General features: G+C 30.4%; 14 protein-coding genes and 1 tRNA gene. 4 read left to right on the top strand and 11 right to left on the bottom strand.

Going from position 1 to position 16,012, the window contains the following annotated elements:
* From BR66_RS24005 to rpe, 7 genes are all read right to left on the bottom strand, one after another.
* A partial coding sequence (locus BR66_RS24005) for a leucine-rich repeat protein (protein WP_035796389.1) occupies window positions 1-362 on the bottom strand: 362 nt, incomplete at its 3' end.
* Window positions 363-1,207: 845 nt separating this feature from the next.
* Window positions 1,208-1,381 carry a hypothetical protein gene (locus tag BR66_RS25745; protein ID WP_156946298.1) on the bottom strand — a complete coding sequence of 58 codons (174 nt, stop codon included), beginning with the start codon at window positions 1,379-1,381 and terminating at the stop codon, window positions 1,208-1,210.
* A gap of 1,826 nt (window positions 1,382-3,207) precedes the next feature.
* Window positions 3,208-3,867 carry a DUF4867 family protein gene (locus BR66_RS0114880; protein ID WP_026883616.1) on the bottom strand — a complete coding sequence of 220 codons (660 nt, stop codon included), beginning with the start codon at window positions 3,865-3,867 and terminating at the stop codon, window positions 3,208-3,210.
* A 49-nt stretch (window positions 3,868-3,916) separates the two neighbouring features.
* The gene (locus BR66_RS0114885; RefSeq protein ID WP_026883617.1) at window positions 3,917-4,834 is read right to left on the bottom strand and encodes a DUF7916 family protein; all 918 of its coding nucleotides are present in this window, start codon (window positions 4,832-4,834) and stop codon (window positions 3,917-3,919) included.
* Between the two features lie 143 nt (window positions 4,835-4,977).
* The gene (locus tag BR66_RS0114890; protein WP_026883618.1) at window positions 4,978-6,840 is read right to left on the bottom strand and encodes a beta-glucoside-specific PTS transporter subunit IIABC; all 1,863 of its coding nucleotides are present in this window, start codon (window positions 6,838-6,840) and stop codon (window positions 4,978-4,980) included.
* Window positions 6,841-7,257: 417 nt separating this feature from the next.
* Window positions 7,258-7,707, bottom strand: coding sequence for a ribose 5-phosphate isomerase B (gene rpiB, locus BR66_RS0114895; RefSeq protein WP_026883619.1), 450 nt, complete (start codon window positions 7,705-7,707; stop codon window positions 7,258-7,260).
* A gap of 13 nt (window positions 7,708-7,720) precedes the next feature.
* The gene (gene rpe, locus BR66_RS0114900) at window positions 7,721-8,368 is read right to left on the bottom strand and encodes a ribulose-phosphate 3-epimerase (protein WP_026883620.1); all 648 of its coding nucleotides are present in this window, start codon (window positions 8,366-8,368) and stop codon (window positions 7,721-7,723) included.
* Window positions 8,369-8,646: 278 nt separating this feature from the next.
* On the opposite strand from rpe, the gene BR66_RS0114905 reads away from it, so the two are divergent.
* On the top strand, window positions 8,647-9,660 hold the full coding sequence (locus tag BR66_RS0114905; protein ID WP_026883621.1) for a LacI family DNA-binding transcriptional regulator: 1,014 nt from the start codon (window positions 8,647-8,649) through the stop codon (window positions 9,658-9,660).
* A 718-nt stretch (window positions 9,661-10,378) separates the two neighbouring features.
* Here BR66_RS0114905 and BR66_RS26660 read toward each other — a convergent pair.
* Together BR66_RS26660 and BR66_RS24900 are read right to left on the bottom strand one after the other, a co-directional pair.
* Window positions 10,379-10,513, bottom strand: coding sequence for a hypothetical protein (locus tag BR66_RS26660; protein ID WP_278246819.1), 135 nt, complete (start codon window positions 10,511-10,513; stop codon window positions 10,379-10,381).
* A gap of 955 nt (window positions 10,514-11,468) precedes the next feature.
* Window positions 11,469-11,789, bottom strand: coding sequence for a hypothetical protein (locus BR66_RS24900; protein WP_156946290.1), 321 nt, complete (start codon window positions 11,787-11,789; stop codon window positions 11,469-11,471).
* 429 nt (window positions 11,790-12,218) lie between these two features.
* On the opposite strand from BR66_RS24900, the gene BR66_RS0114925 reads away from it, so the two are divergent.
* From BR66_RS0114925 to BR66_RS26270, 3 genes are all read left to right on the top strand, one after another.
* Window positions 12,219-13,364, top strand: coding sequence for a LuxE/PaaK family acyltransferase (locus BR66_RS0114925; RefSeq protein ID WP_026883369.1), 1,146 nt, complete (start codon window positions 12,219-12,221; stop codon window positions 13,362-13,364).
* Window positions 13,361-14,716, top strand: a complete 1,356-nt coding sequence (locus tag BR66_RS0114930; RefSeq protein ID WP_026883370.1) for an acyl-CoA reductase — start codon at window positions 13,361-13,363, stop codon at window positions 14,714-14,716. The genes BR66_RS0114925 and BR66_RS0114930 overlap by 4 nt, the downstream gene beginning before the upstream one ends.
* Window positions 14,717-14,880: 164 nt before the next feature.
* The gene (locus tag BR66_RS26270) at window positions 14,881-15,030 is read left to right on the top strand and encodes a hypothetical protein (protein WP_207641262.1); all 150 of its coding nucleotides are present in this window, start codon (window positions 14,881-14,883) and stop codon (window positions 15,028-15,030) included.
* 130 nt (window positions 15,031-15,160) lie between these two features.
* Here the strand turns inward: BR66_RS26270 and BR66_RS0114940 are convergent.
* Both BR66_RS0114940 and BR66_RS24905 read right to left on the bottom strand, forming a co-directional pair.
* Window positions 15,161-15,236, bottom strand: a tRNA-Thr gene (locus BR66_RS0114940).
* A 242-nt stretch (window positions 15,237-15,478) separates the two neighbouring features.
* Window positions 15,479-16,012, bottom strand: a 534-nt coding sequence (locus tag BR66_RS24905; RefSeq protein ID WP_026883622.1) for a histone H1-like repetitive region-containing protein, incomplete at its 5' end; no start/stop codon positions are given.

Below are 16,012 nucleotides of genomic sequence, written 5' to 3' on the forward strand. Positions count from 1 at the left end.
TCATCCCCCATGCTTGTTACACTTTTAGGTATCATTATTTCTGTTAAACTATTACAATTATAAAATGCGTAACTTCCTATACTTGTTACACTTTCTGGTATTGTCACACTTGCGAGTGAACTACCCCCGCTAAATGCGCTACTTCCTATACTTGTTACACTCTTATTATCTATTACCGTCGGAATATTTACACTACTGCCCGCTCCATTGTATTTTGTAATTGAAATTGTTCCATCTGAATTTGTATTGTAAGTGTAATCACCTGAAGTAGTAACTGCCATTACTTTTTTATTCGGTGTTACCATTCCCAACATTATAGAAATAATCAAAATACTTACTAATATCCTTTTTATTTTCTCCATTGTAGTTTTATAATCCCCTTCCCATTACTAATAATGTACTGTCCTATATATAAGGCAGTACATTTAATTTTACTTAAATCTTGTTAATATTGTAATTTAATCTTCTTTTACATTATCGTGGCTTTAAATTAAATATTTAATATTTTATTCATATTTTACAATCAATAGGTTGAGAACTATTCTATATAATTTATTCAAAAAATGAAAATAGCAGCCTCCTTCGGGACTGCTAAAGCTCACCATTAGTGCATTTATTAAACTATCTTACCTGGTCTTTGACCTCACACCCGCCTTTAGAAATTACTATATTTATAACTTATGCATAAATCTCTGTATGTATTGAAAACACTGGATTTCTTATGCATAAGTTCTTTTTACTAAAATGTATTATAATTTCTTAGAATAATACCAACCTATAAAGCATAAAAATAAATTTGCCAACAAATAAGCTTTTTCACACAATTTCAAAAAATAATAAGAAGCCTTGAAATTTAGTAATATCAAGGCTTTCCAAAGTGCTCCCGACAAGATTTAAACTTGCGACCTACTGATTACGAATGTGTATCTTTGCTTATTTTAGGACATAGTGTCTTGTCTCAACCCGTTATAAATAGCCATTGTTATAATTTCAGTTATTCTATTTTATGTTGATTTCAGGTATTTTTTTGCATCATTGGAACCCATTTTATTATAGGTATAATTCGCTATTTTAAAAGGCTACAATAGTTAATCGCCTTTGTTTTTTACCCCAATTTTCATACAATATAATCCATTATTTTTAAGCATTAGTCCTATACCTTTAAAACTCATTTAAAGGCTCGTACTCACGTTTTGTTTTCTATAGTTCAATTGTTCATTAATACATTAACAAGCGCATTTAATATACTACTTATATTTGTTCTTTGCATTCCTAACCTATTTGATAAGTATTGAGTTGATACTCCTTTAGAATCTTCATTATTAACTGAATTAGAGCACTTAATCATAAAATCGATAATTTGTTCTCTGTTAGGTTTCATGAAAACACCCCCTAAAGAAGTTATACACTTGATACTTTAAAAACACAATACTATATTTAAAATCACATGTCAACATGGCTATTTGCCTGATAATACAGCTATATTTTGCAATTATATACACTGAAATTTGTGTATATTTCAATTTTTATATATACACCTATACACAAAGATAGTGTGCAACTTTTCAATATGATTTTTTATTACTGTTCAAAAAATTTATACATTGCCATATCATAAATAAAAAAAATACATACACAATTTTATTTTTTTTTTTTATTAATTTCGAATGCTTTGTATGTAACTATATTGCAAATATAGCAAATATTCTGGAATTACTTGCCTATACTTTCTGAAATTCATAAAATAATCTGGTAAGAACTGAATATATAACACATATTTTTTCTTGATCTATCAAATATCCTGTAGCTTAATTACCGATTCACTTTTTAAGATATAAATATAGGTGTTTATTCAAATAAAGTAGGCACACAAGAAGATTACTTTGACTTCCTTTCTTTGTCTCATAGTCAGGGTTTACATTTTCGTTTCTTCTGTAAGATATTTTTTAATTGCTTCATTTCTGCTAAAACCCATTTCCCTATTATCAAAAAATAATAGAAAATCCTGCAATCCGTTAAGATTACTGGCTTTTCTATGGTGAGTCAGAAGGGATTCGAACCCATGACCAACTGGTCCGTAGTGTGCTGGCTGGCTTTATTCATACTATAGTTGCTTATCTTAATCCCTTATAAAGAGCCATTTTACAAATTTTACTTAATGCGTCTCATCGTATAATTTAGTTATTTTTCGTCTTTGTAAATCCCAGACAAAACCCAATGAAATATATAATTCTATATTGTTTTTCCATACTTGTATTTTAGTCTTTATAGTATAATAAATATTAATATAAATAAATTAAAAAAATATAATTAAGTTGATAGGGTGGTATTTACCTTATTATTTATTGGTTTTTTATATCATTAGAACCCATTTTACAAAAAACAATAAAAGCCTGTAACCATTGAGGCTACAAGCTTTGCCTTGGTGCTCCCGAAGTGATTTGAACACTCGACCTACTGATTACGAATGTGTATCTTCGCTTATTTTAGGACATAGTGTCTTGTCTCAACCCGTTATAAATAGCCATTCTTATAATTTCAGTTATTCTATTTTATGTTGATTTCAGGTATTTTTTTGCATCATTGGAACCCAATTGGAACCCATTTTATTATAGGTATAATTCGCTATTTTAAAAGGCTACAATAGTTAATCGCCTTTGCTTTTTACCCCAATTTTCATACAATATAATCCATTATTTTAAGCATTAGTCCTATACCTTTAAAACCCATTTAAAGGCTCGTACTCACGTTTTGTTTTCTATAGTTCAATTGTTCATTAATACATTTTAGTTCGTATGTATCTTAAATACTGGGAACATTATTCAAATCTGATATCAATAAAAATAAAAGTCCCCTACTATTTTAAGTAAGTATTTCACATAAATAATAAAAATTCGATTCCACTAATTCTTATTATTTTGAATCACTAGGAAACTTTTTCACTTAGTATTCCATATAATTACAAATTCGTTTTACAGAACTTACCCTCTTTGGGCCATCTTTCTTGCGTTTTTCTGCCATTTTATTTTCATCAACAAAAAACACCTACCATTTTACTTAGTAAGTGCTTTTGTATTATTATTTTTATTTAATTCTACATAATAATACCCCATAGAGTCTACTTTATAGTGTCATTTTCTATTTTTATAACAAAGATAAAAATAAGTCTCAGTCCATATTCTTAGTACTCTTCAATAATCAATATTTCTAAGAACATATTTTTATTTCTATCATATCTCCTAAGAGACCTGGATATGCTCCGTTTTTCACTTTTTCAATTTGAGATGGATGTGCTATAAACCATTTGTTTTTCTTAGTTATTATACTATTCTTTATATTTTCAATAGGACTATTTGTCCCTTTTAATAAAATCACAATAGTGAAAAATCCATTTTTTTCAACTTTACAAGGAGTATAGTGTAGAGTGGTTCCATATAATTCTATAGCCTGTCCTTTCTTTAAATAAAAAGCTTTGGCTTTGCTTGAATCATATGTTTTGCCAACCATATCTTGAACCTTACCTATAATCAAAATACAGTCTGTTAATCCAATATCCACTTCACTTCCTTGGTGATATTCAACACCAGTTAATGAAGTATTATTACCTGTACAACTCCCTGCTTCGATTTCTAATTTCCCGTAAACACTATCCTTTATTCTACCTATAACATCAAATATTTCAAGTTCCTTTATACTTGGCACATATTCATTGCCTTCCCTAGGAATTTTCACAGTTTCTTCCGCGTACTTAATTAACGAAGAAAAATCCAATCCTGTTAGAAGCTTTCCATATTCTCTAAACTCTATATCTTCTACAGTTTTTATTACTAAGTTCCCATTTAATTTTCTAATATCTTCTATGCACATTATACCACCCATTTCATTATAAGTTTAAATACTATTATTTTATCTTTCTTTATCTGTTATTTGCTGCCATTCTCTTAAATGTAAATCTTCGTCCTCTAATAGTCATCGATAATTGATATATATTCTCTGGCACTGTACATCCAGCATATCCACCATCACCTATTGCATGGATATCTGCACCTGTTTCCTTCATTTTTAAAGCTATCTCCCTTATAGTATCTACATCTGCACTTTCAACAGAACTATCTAAAAATGCCATTACAGCTGTACCTGGTTTATATGAATGAGCAAACTCTACACACTCTCGTATCATATCCACTGATATTCCATGTCTTGATCCAGGTGCGGGTAAATCTATAACGTCTGCACCTGCATCTATCAATTCTTTTATAATTTCTTTAGCAGGTCTTTTAGCTAGAGGATCTCCTAAAACTTTTTCTCTTACTCCATCTTCCCATTTACCTGAAAATATTAATGCTTTATCACCAATTATTTCTTTAGCCATTTTAGTTGATTCAATAATTGTTTCTATTGTTGTTCCTGATCCCGGATTACCACCTAGAACTATAAAGTCTGCACCCTCTTCTAAGCAAAGACTAATATTTTCTGGTGTAGCTATAGGTCCATGACTACTAATCTTTTCTTCGCCTTTGTTGGGACAGCCTAAATATATGCCAATAGGTCTATTTATAAGTTTTTTTAAATCTTTTAATTTCATTCCCTGCATACCTGGATTATCATGCTTTCCGTCAACATGATAAGTATTTAACAGAATCATGTCTGCTCCAAAGGCCGCTTCAATTTCTGTATTTGTTACACCCGTTAGCATTCCTTTTCCAGCCATAATTAAATGTTGTGACATTATAACTCTGCCTTCTGATTCATAAATAGACTCTTTTAATTCAGTTGCCGTCATTTTCTCAAAATCGCTCTTAGTACAATCGATTAATCTTTTAACTTTACTCATTTTAAATTTCTCCTCTCAAATTAAAACATTTTCTTATCTTTATTCATTTTAATCATTACTTAAATCTTCACCATTAGTTTCAACTTTATCTCATCTCCCATACCATTTTCCAAAATTAATATTGGAATTCTAAAGCATCTTCACTATAACTCTCTAGTTAACAATAATGCCATGTCATTTATAGTTATTTGTTTTTCAGCTGATACTACAATATTTGTAAAATCATCTGTGTTAGTTATAACCATTGGCGTTGTAATATCATATCCACCCTTTTTAATTTCTACAATATCGAATTCTACTAATAAGTCTCCTTTTTTAACTATCGCACCTTGAACTACATGTTGTTTGAAATATTTTCCTTTTAACTCTACAGTATCAAAACCGATATGAATTAGAATCTCTGCACCATCATTTGATTTTAAACCAATAGCATGCCCTGTTGGAAACAATGCTAAAATAACACCGTCTACAGGTGAATATATTTTACCTTCACTTGGTATAATTGCAATCCCTTTTCCCATTGATTCACTTGCAAATGCTTCATCCTTAACATCTGATAATGCTATTATTTCGCCATTACTTGGTGCATTTATTACAACGTCCATTAAATTATTTAATATATTATTATCTGAGTTTATAACTTTTGCTTCTGAAACACTTTCATTCATCTTATCATTGTAACCAAACAAATACGTTAATATTGCAGACATGAAGAATGCTACTAAAATTGCAACAATAAATCCTCCAAATCCTTGCCCCATAAATATTGGAATACTTAAAATGCCTACAGGACCAGCAGCTAAAGCCGCACTGTGAGCTGCTCCGCCAATCGCACCAGCTATTGCTCCAGAAAAGCAAGCTATATAAAATGGTTTTTTATATTTAAGTGTAACACCATAAATTGCTGGTTCAGTTATACTAAAAAGAGCTGTAATAGAAGCTGACAAAGTTAGTTGTCTAACTTTAGTATCTCTAGATTTTAGAAATACACCAAATGCTGCTCCTGCTTGTGCAAAGTTAGATGGTCCAACCATACCATTAATTGTATTTCTGCCATATAAAGCTAAGTTATTATAGCCTATTGGAACAATTCCCCAATGTAACCCAAATACAACAAGAGCCTGCCATAATCCACCTAGAATAAATCCGGCTACAATTGGACTTAACGCATACAGAAATTGGTATCCATCACCTAAGGTATTACCTAGGATAGTAGTTATTGGTCCGATTACTAAATAAGTGCATGGTACCACTATTCCAATGCATATCAAAGGAGTTAATACATTTTTAGCTACTGGATTAATATATTTATTACATATATACTCTAACTTTGATAAAAAATAAACTGCAAAAATAATTGGAAGTACAGATGAAGTATATTTCATAAGTACAACTGGAATTCCAAAGAAATCAATTGAAGTTTTCGCAGTAAATGCTGCAACCAAAGTTGGATGTATTAATGCCCCGGCTATAACTGCTGCAATAAATAGATTAGCCTTAAATTTCTTTGCAGAAGTGTAAGCTAATAATATAGGTAAAAAATAAAATACACTATCTGAAGCGGCATTAAATATCATATAAGCACCAGAATTAGGATTCAATCCAAGACTTTTCGCAAGCATCAATAAACCTTTAATCATACCAGATCCGATAAGTGCAGGTAATATTGGAGTAAAGATAGAAGATACTAAATCAACTGCTCTATCAAATAGTTTTTCTTTTGTTTTGGGTTCCTGTTTGCCTCCATCATCATCATTTGTCAATTTTGATATCCGTCCTATGGCATCGTATACATCTCCAACAGTATTTCCTATAATAATTTGGAACTGCCCGCCACTTTCTACAACACTTATAACTCCATCTAATTTTTGTATATTTTCTTTGTTAACCTTCGATCTATCTTTTATTTTAAACCTCAATCTTGTGGCACAATGTCCTAATGAATTCACATTGCTTTCACCACCAACATTTTTAATTATTTCTTTCCCTAATTGTGAATAATTCATTTTTTACATCCCCTTTATATTAAATATTCGAAGAAATAATTTGTAATTTATGATAAAGTTAATTTACCTATCACCTCCCTTAAACAATAATACTGATATTAAGTAATTTGTAAAATTGCTTAACTATTAATTGTCCTAACTCCTTAATTGTAGTTTTATATTATCCTTCCCTAGGATCTTAATAGCACTAAAATCCATAGGAAGTTTTTAACATGTTTATCTTTTCCCAATTAATCATTCATAATAGTGACTTTAATTGTATAAATATAAATTTCAGTTAATCAATTGAGACTATACACTTTTGCTAGAAAATTATTGTTAACTAAATTTCTAAAAACAATTCTTGTAATCGATTACTCATACTATACTACTAAGTTTCCTGTTAAACTTCAATATACTTCTTTCATTAGCTATTATTTAATGCTTTTGTCGTTCCTCTATTTCACTTATCATATTTACTCTTCTAGCATGCCTGCCACTTTCATATTTAGCTCCAAGCCATGAATCAATAATCATTTTTGCAAGTTCACTACCTACTACTCTTGCTCCAAAAGCTAAGATGTTAGTGTTATTATGCTGTTTTGATAACATTGCAGAATAAGGTTCACTACAAACAACCGCTCTTATTCCATTTACCTTATTAGCTGCTATAGAAATCCCAACACCTGTTCCACATATTACAATTCCACAATCAACTTCTTTGCTAACTACTGCATTGGCAACCTTTTCACCATATATAGTATAATCTGTTCTATCTTCATTATGATGTCCAAAGTCCACTACTTCATGCCCTAAATCTTTCAAATATTGTGCTATCTCAAGCTTCAATCCATATGCTATATGATCATTGCCTATCCCTATTTTCACGTTAATTCCTCCATTATTTTTTTAATTTTTCTATAATAGTTTTGTAGTCTTTATCTTTTCCAAATAACGCTGATGTTCCTAATATGAATCCATCTACTCCTAGATTTGAAAGTTCATCTACCTTTTTGGGAGAAATTGCTCCATCTACCATTACTTTAAACCCATAGTATTCTTTTAGTTTAATAATCTCATTTATTTTATTATTTACAAATTCTAAATACTTTTGACCTGAAAATCCCGGATTTACTGTCATAACCATTACATAATCAACTAATGATAATAATTCTTTAATTGTTTCCATTGAAGTACCTGGGTTTATTGCAATACCAGTTTGTCTACCAGCAGATCTTATCTTTCCTAGTGTTCTTGTTGGATGCTTATCTGCTTCTGGGTGAATATATATTATATCTACTCCTAAATTTACAAATAGATCTATATAATCTCCGGGGTTTTCAATCATTAAGTGGCTGTCTATTAATTTTTTTGTATTTTTTCTTATACACTGAATATCTTGAGTTCCCATTCCAAAATTAGGTACAAAATTACCATCCATAATATCAATGTGGAAAATATCTATACCTGCTAAATCCAATTTTCTAACTTCTTCCTTAAGTTCGTCATAGTTTGCACACATCATTGATGGACAAATTATTTTTTTCACGGTCGATTCCTCCTCTTAGTAAAATTAGTATTCACTTACAACATGGTTGAATGAATTTAATTTTTTATAATAACCATTTCCTACGTTATACTTATTTCTTGAGTAATTATTGAGTAATCTTTGAGTAATCGGTTTCTCATATTGGCATTATTATCTCACCAAAAATTAATCTTGTCAATAGGTACTATTACTTTTTTCTATACAATGCTTAACTAGTATGATATTATTAATTTGAGATATGCATTACTCATATACATTACTCACATGGAGGCTTTTTTATGGTAAATAAGAAAAAAATATCTATAAAACAGATTGCTGCATTAAGTAACGTTTCTGTAGCTACTGTTTCTAGAGTTATTAATAATAATGGTCGTTTCTCTGAAGAAACTGGTAAAAGGGTTATGGATGTTATCAAAGAAAATGATTATACAGTAAATATGACTGCTAAAAGTCTTAGAGTTAATAAATCAAAAACTATCGGTATGATAGTCCCGGATATAAGTAATGAATTTTTTTCTACAGTCGTATTAGAAATCGAGAAATTCTTTTTTGATAGAGGGTACTCTGTTTTTATTTGCAATGCAAGTCAAAATGATTTAAAAGAAGCTGAATATTTTAGGAGTTTAGATTCTAAGCTTGTTGACGGTATCATATGCATATCAGGTCGTGAAGATATACCACTAGATGTAATGAAAAGAAATATTCCAATTGTTTGTATAGATAGAAAACCTAAAAATGATAATAACGCGATATATGTAGAATCTGATCACTATTTAGGTGGCTTTATGGCAACTGAAGAATTGATTCAAAAAGGTTGTAAGCACATACTGACATTAACCAAAAGTAATAGTTTATCCGTTACTAACCAGAGACTTGAGGGATATAAGGATGCTTTACGCAAATATAACTATACTATAAATCCTCACCTTATTATAAAATTAAGTGGGAACAGACCCAGCTTTGAAGAGGCAAGAGATACTGTTACTTACTTGATTAAAAAGGGGATTGAATTTGATGGTATATTTGCAACTAATGACTGGAGAGCTCACGGAGCTCTCGTTGCACTTCAGCAAAATAAGATACCTGTGCCAGAAAAAGTTAAAATTGTTGGATTCGATGGTATTTCCGTATCCAAATATTGCAATCCTCCAATAACAACAATTAATCAAGACAAAAAAACTATCGCTCTAGAAGCGGCTGATTTGTTATATACTCTTATAATTGGAGAAAAAATTAGTAAGCCAAAACATATAATTATCCCTGTTTCTCTTATCGTAAGAAGCACTACCTAATTTCAAGCAGAACCCATATGGATTTGTGTAAAAAATAACGCTTCCAAAAAAAGTTTCAATACTTCAAATATATAATAAACCTTATATACCAATACTTAATGCTTATTTTATAAATAGTAATGTTCCTTTTATTGTGACCTTTTAATAGTAACGTTCCAAACAGTACTCCATTCACAAACCTAAGTATATCAAGCCTTCACTCGCATTTTATTATTCGTTTTGTTTTGAAAAAGCTAAACTTTTAATAATAGCGTTCCAAAAACATTGCTTTTTTTCGGAGTATTGTGGAGAACATACCCTTTAATAACATAGTGTAGTATCCTATTTTTTCTTATGATTATAGCTTTACAATACTATGTGCCTGCCTAGTTTTACATTTCTAGCTATGACTTTAACTCCAAAAATCTTATAAAGGGAATATTTCACGAGAAAATCTTGGTAACACGGTCCCCCGTAAATAATCCAAAGGATTTTTACCCCCTTACCCTTAGTATTTAGAATTTAGAATTTAGAATTTTGTGGAATGAAAACTGGGGATGCGGTCGCAGGCAATACCCGCAAAACTTTTTTAAGCCCCCTATCCCACCGTTTACTAGATCATTACTGTATTGGATTAATTCTTCTTTTTAAATCCATATATTATACTTCTATTCAATTGGATTGAGTTCTTGTTTATATATCAAATCTGCAAGTGTTATTTACATAAAAGCAGCTTTTTCTATAATAGAATGCATAGCTTTTTTGTCTTTAAATCCACTTTACTGAACAATTTATTGAGTTTTTTTATCTCTCCCAAAATCCTTTCACCTTTTGATATATCAACACTTTTGCTACCATCTTTCATTAAAATCACCTACCTTTACCTCTCCTTGGACTACACCCCCTATAGGGCATTCCATGTGTTATTTGAATGATTACCAACGGTCTTAAAAAAAGCAAAATGATTGTGGCTTAGGGCGGGGAGCTATACCATAATTTTTAAATCAAATAATCAGATATGAAATCAATTCATTGACTAACTAACTAACTAACTAACTAACTAACTAACTAACGTTTACCCTTACCTCAATTCCTTATAATATAAGTCACTGCTTTATGAAATTAGACCATATACCTCTTAAACTCATTTAAATCCTTGTACACGTGTTTTGTTTTCTATTGTGCAATTACTCGCTTATATCTTAAGTTATGGGCACATTATTTAATTCTAATATCAATAAAATATAAGACACCTACTATTTTTAAGTAAGTGTTCTATTTGGGAAAATACCATTTAATTGGGCAAGCTTAAGATGGGACTAAAGATGTTCAGCTTCTCCAATATTGGTTGAAAATCTTTAGTCAATTGTTTTTAAAGGTTAATAGGTAGTGTACATGACTAAAATCTCAATAAGAATTATAGGTGATATTGAAATAAATATAGTAAATAATGAATTGCCACATGAAAATTGGAATTTATTTTTAAACATAAATTTACAAATTTACATATTAGTACTATAATAATCTTATAACTTAACTTTCGCAGGAGAAAAAGGTTAGTTTTTTTAATATAGCAAGGCAGAGACTGAATAAGATTATGAATTATAGAATCAATAGTCTCCTTTGAAAGTGTTAAATTTTTCTTTAAATCATTTTAATTATAAGTTGTAAAGCTTCATAGAATTGAATATCTTGAAGTTCGTCACAACATTGCTAACATAATCCACAATGGTGCGTAAATTTTTGTTGTTAAGGTTTTCTAAAGACAACATAATGTATCTTGTATAAACTATAGATGTGTTAGAAATTACGGAATCATAAGAATAGCATTAGATCTCTTTGACAAAATTTAAGAATGATTTACTCATTTTAAAGAAAACTTCTATAGGCCAACAGTTACTATAAATTCTGATAATCTCATCATCAGATAGCGATATATTTGTAGAAATAAGAGCTAACCACTGTCTACTATGATTTCTATCTCTCACAAATACTGTTTTTGCACTAACTTCGTTACTATTTTCATAATTGCCAGTTACTACAATTGCAGATGATAGCCTTTTAGATTTACCTCGTTTTTTTCTTACAGAAGCATAAAGTGTCTTAAGATTTACAAATTTACAATTATGATTGTAATAAACCTTTGGCATAACCAGAACAACAGTATTAAGTTTTAAAGAACAAATTTGTATGATAATTTTATGATAAGTGAACCCAACTTTCAAATAGAACATATAAAGCTGGAATTCCATATTCTACAGCTTGTATTTCCAATTTAAGCATTTCCGCAGGCGACTTTAAAATAGCATTCATATGGATTTTAGTTCCATTCTTTCTCTCAACCATGCTTTGATTTTCAGAGCATAATCTGTTTTTTCATTAGCTGAAGAAAGGAGAGTAAATGCAAGTGGTATAAGGATACCTTTCACTATAGATGAAGATAACAAAAATAAGAACTTACGCCAATTAAAATTTATTTATAGAAAAATTGAAATTTCATTTTGCCTTATGTGCTTATTTTACAGGCTTTCATCTTAATTCTTATGTGCGAAAAGTGAGTTATAAATAGGAGGGATAATATGGAAGAGTATAATTTTTTTCAGGATTTTAGAACTAATGTAATTGGGCAGTATGATGAGTGTGATGCTTATAAACTATTGTGTAATAGTCAAAACTATGATCCAATTAAAGAATTAAAAGTGGAGAAAGACATAGAGAATGTACCGTTTATTACAACAACTCTCTTTAAAAAATCGGCTAATATGTATAGAAATCTACTTAGAACAGAACCCAAAAATTTGGAAAAATGGACAACATCAAGTAGTACAAGCGGTGATCCAAGTATTGTTGGAAGAACCAAGGAGGATATTTTACAAATAAAAAAATTTATTCAACTTGAACAAAGGACTTTAGATTCATCAAATCAGTATAATTGTGTTTTTTATCCGGAACCAGAAGTTATGATGAAACACAAAAGTATCCAAATATTGGATAAACCTACCGAATCATTTATAGGAAATATGCTTAGAATATTCCCATTTAGTAAAAACACTAATTTTTTATTGTATCCGTATAAAGGTGAATTTTCCATTAACATGGAACAATTTGTAGAGTTTTTGAATGAACACAATAAGAAAAATCAACGTGTATCTTTAAGAGGTTCAACTTTGTTACTTTATAATGCAGTAGAAAGTTTAAAAGATAAAATGGAACCATTTGAACTTGGTCAGAGTTGTACGGTACAAACTTGTGGAGGAGGTTGGGATGGCAAAAAAGGAAATGTGAATTTAGGGACTAAAATAGAAAGATCAAAATTTGTAGAAGAAATTTCTAATTTTCTTGGCATACCTGAAGAAAATTTTATTGATTCTTATTCATTTACAGAAAATACTTTTCCTATAAATGGACACTATTCTAAAGAATATAAAAACTATCTTTTTCATGTGCCAAGCTGGGGCAGAATTATTATAAGAGACATAAAAACATTAGAACCACTTCATAATGAAGGTGAAAGAGGCTTCATTGAAATGCTTAATGCATATGGGACTTCATCTTTTGCAGGAGCATCTGTAATAGTAGATGATATGGCAGAAATAGTTTCAGAAAAAAGGTGTCCAGAATGTGGAACTGAGGCTATGACAATAAAAATTATTGGTAGAGTTAAAGGCGCAGAAGCTAAGGGCTGTGGAGCTACACTGGATATAAAGGAGATCGAAAAGATATGAATGTTGAATATGATACTAAAAATGTATCAGTAGAGAAAGAAATAGATTATTACAAGAAGTTGCTTTTGATTTCAAATGAAAAAGAAATAGAAAGTGAGATTAAAAAACTTAAGGAAAATAAAATAAAGGCTCATGATATAGCTACTGAGAAGACCATAGATATTTTAGATAAGTGTGCAAAGCTTTGGCTTAATAAAGAATATTCAAATAGACATATTGAAATGCTTTCAAAGATTACAAATCAAAGTTATGAATTAGTATCTTATGAATTACAAGGATCTATGAAAATGTTGCTTAGAGAAAATATTGTAAAAACCATATCAGAAGAAATTGGTGATTTGAAAATAATGGATGAATGGGTTGGGACAAGCTTTGGAAAGGTGCACAGACAGCCTAGAGGGATTTTGTTTCATAATGTCTCTGGAAATGCCTTTGTGGTCATACCTACAAGCATATCTATGGGATTGTTATCAAAAAATTGCAATCTTGTAAAAGTTTCTGCAGATGAACCGTATTTTGCGTATATGTTTTACAAAAGTTTATGTGAAATAGATGAAAGCATAAAAGATAGACTTTCAGTAGTTTATTTTGATAGCAGTAATAAAAATATATATGAAACTGTAGCAAAACAGAGTGATTGCATAGTACACTGGGGTGGAGAACATTCAGGTAAGATTATGGCAGAGTTATGTGCAAAATATGGGACACATTTAGTAATGCATGGAGCAAAGATAAGCTTTGAGGTTATAGAAAAGGTAGATGATGGGAATATTGTTGCAAAAAATGTTGCCAGAGATATTGTTTTGTGGGAGCAAAAAGCTTGCTTGTCTCCTAGGATAATATTTGTAAACAAAAATTTAGATGTTAACCAGTTTGCTGTAAAATTGTCTAAAGCACTAAATTTTTTAAGTCAAGTATTTCCGAAGGCATATTTGAATGCATGGAGTTCTATAAAAACAATACAAGATAGGCAATATTGTTTACTTAAATATGGAATAAATAAAGGTGAAAAAGTAAAGCTTTATTCTTCGTTTAATGCAGATTATACTGTTCTTTTAGAAGAAAGCTTCCCAGATCAAGAGGATATAAATAGATGCTTTAACAGATTTGTGTTAATTTGTCCTTATGAAAGTAAGGATAAAGTTTGTGAATATATAGATGAAAATTTAAAAGATTATTTACAGACTATGGGGTATAGTGGGAATGATGAAAATTTCATAGAAAAGATGACGCAAATTGGTGTAAGCATAGTAACAAAACCTGGTGAGATGTCTGTACGCTATCCTGGTACTACTCATGATGGTATCCACAATCTTAAAGAAATGACATACATGGTGAGTAACCAAATATGATAAGTTTCAAGAAGATGTTTTAAGTGAGAAAAAATGATAAAAAACTATTGATAGGCATTGTGTTCTTTAGTGTTCTTTTTTCATGCGCTTATCCAGCTTATACAAGTGACATAGAATAGAGTTTTCTAAATCAGTAAATTCTCCACATAAATATGTTGATTTATTTGACATTTCATAATCTAACAATTGAAATGGTTTTTGTGAATGGAACTTTAAAGGGAGTCACTGCAGGAAAGACGAATATTACTGCTACTACAGCTGATAAACTAGAAAATTTATTTAATAAAAATAAAGAGGTTAAAAAACAAGGCTAGAAATAACCTTGTTTTTTTGTTGTAAATTAACTTAAACTTCAGTGGTTTTTTATATCATTGGAACCCATTTGCAACCCATTTTACAAAAAACAATAAAAACCTGTAACCATTGAGGCTACAAGCTTTGTCTTGGTGCTCCCGAAGTGATTTGAACACTCGACCTACTGATTACGAATCAGTTGCACTACCAGCTGTGCTACGGAAGCATATTTTTTGTTAAAAGTTAAGTTTTATTAGCATCATATCGTATTTTTATCAAAAGTATATAATTGAATATTAAATACCCACCTATATAATAATAATCAATTGTACACTTTTAGTCAATGTTTGTAATCGCTCTACTATAAACATTCAACTTGTTTGGGTTATTTTTTCTTGGTTTTATAATTTACAGTAAAAAGGTGGAAAAAAAATTTTTACACCTCATGACTTTTCTATTTCTGTACGTTCATGGATTACAAACACTACAAGGCGAATATCCACTACCTATAGCATCAGATTTTGATATTGCTATTTGGCTTTTACTTAAGTACCTACATCCAGCTCTATGATATTTATCACCCGTTTTTGTTATATACACAGTGTACTCATTATTTTGGCTTTGAGCAGTTGCTGAACTACTTTCTGCTACTTTATCTGCCGCTGCTTTATCTGCTACTGCTTTGTCCGCTGCTGCTTTATCTGCTGCTACTTTATCCGCTACTGCTTTATCTGCCACTGCTTTATCTGCTGCTGCTTTATCTGCTGCTGCTTTATCTGCCACTGCTTTATCTGCTGCTACTTTATCCGCCGCTATTTTATCCGCTGCAACTTTATCTGCTGCTACTTTCTTTGCTGCCACTTTATCGGCTGCCAATTTTTTATTTGTTACTGTCTGCTCATTCGCCTGGGTTTGCGTACTGCTTACAGTATTATACGTATTTAATTGATTCCCATAAAATGCTACAAAACAAATTGCAAATACACATGAAATTATTATTCT

The organism is Clostridium akagii DSM 12554, assembly GCF_000686725.1.
Classification (GTDB): Bacteria; Bacillota; Clostridia; order Clostridiales; family Clostridiaceae; genus Clostridium_I; species Clostridium_I akagii.

What these genes read in the sequence shown, in the direction of transcription:
- BR66_RS0114925 (WP_026883369.1), top strand. Translation starts at nt 12,219, where the DNA reads ATGGAAGAGTATAATTTTTTTCAGGATTTTAGAACTAATGTAATTGGG.
- BR66_RS25745 (WP_156946298.1), bottom strand. Translation starts at nt 1,381, where the DNA reads ATGAAACCTAACAGAGAACAAATTATCGATTTTATGATTAAGTGCTCT.
- BR66_RS24900 (WP_156946290.1), bottom strand. Translation starts at nt 11,789, where the DNA reads ATGCCAAAGGTTTATTACAATCATAATTGTAAATTTGTAAATCTTAAG.
- BR66_RS0114930 (WP_026883370.1), top strand. Translation starts at nt 13,361, where the DNA reads ATGAATGTTGAATATGATACTAAAAATGTATCAGTAGAGAAAGAAATA.
- BR66_RS0114885 (WP_026883617.1), bottom strand. Translation starts at nt 4,834, where the DNA reads ATGAGTAAAGTTAAAAGATTAATCGATTGTACTAAGAGCGATTTTGAG.
- BR66_RS0114880 (WP_026883616.1), bottom strand. Translation starts at nt 3,867, where the DNA reads ATGTGCATAGAAGATATTAGAAAATTAAATGGGAACTTAGTAATAAAA.
- BR66_RS0114890 (WP_026883618.1), bottom strand. Translation starts at nt 6,840, where the DNA reads ATGAATTATTCACAATTAGGGAAAGAAATAATTAAAAATGTTGGTGGT.
- BR66_RS0114905 (WP_026883621.1), top strand. Translation starts at nt 8,647, where the DNA reads ATGGTAAATAAGAAAAAAATATCTATAAAACAGATTGCTGCATTAAGT.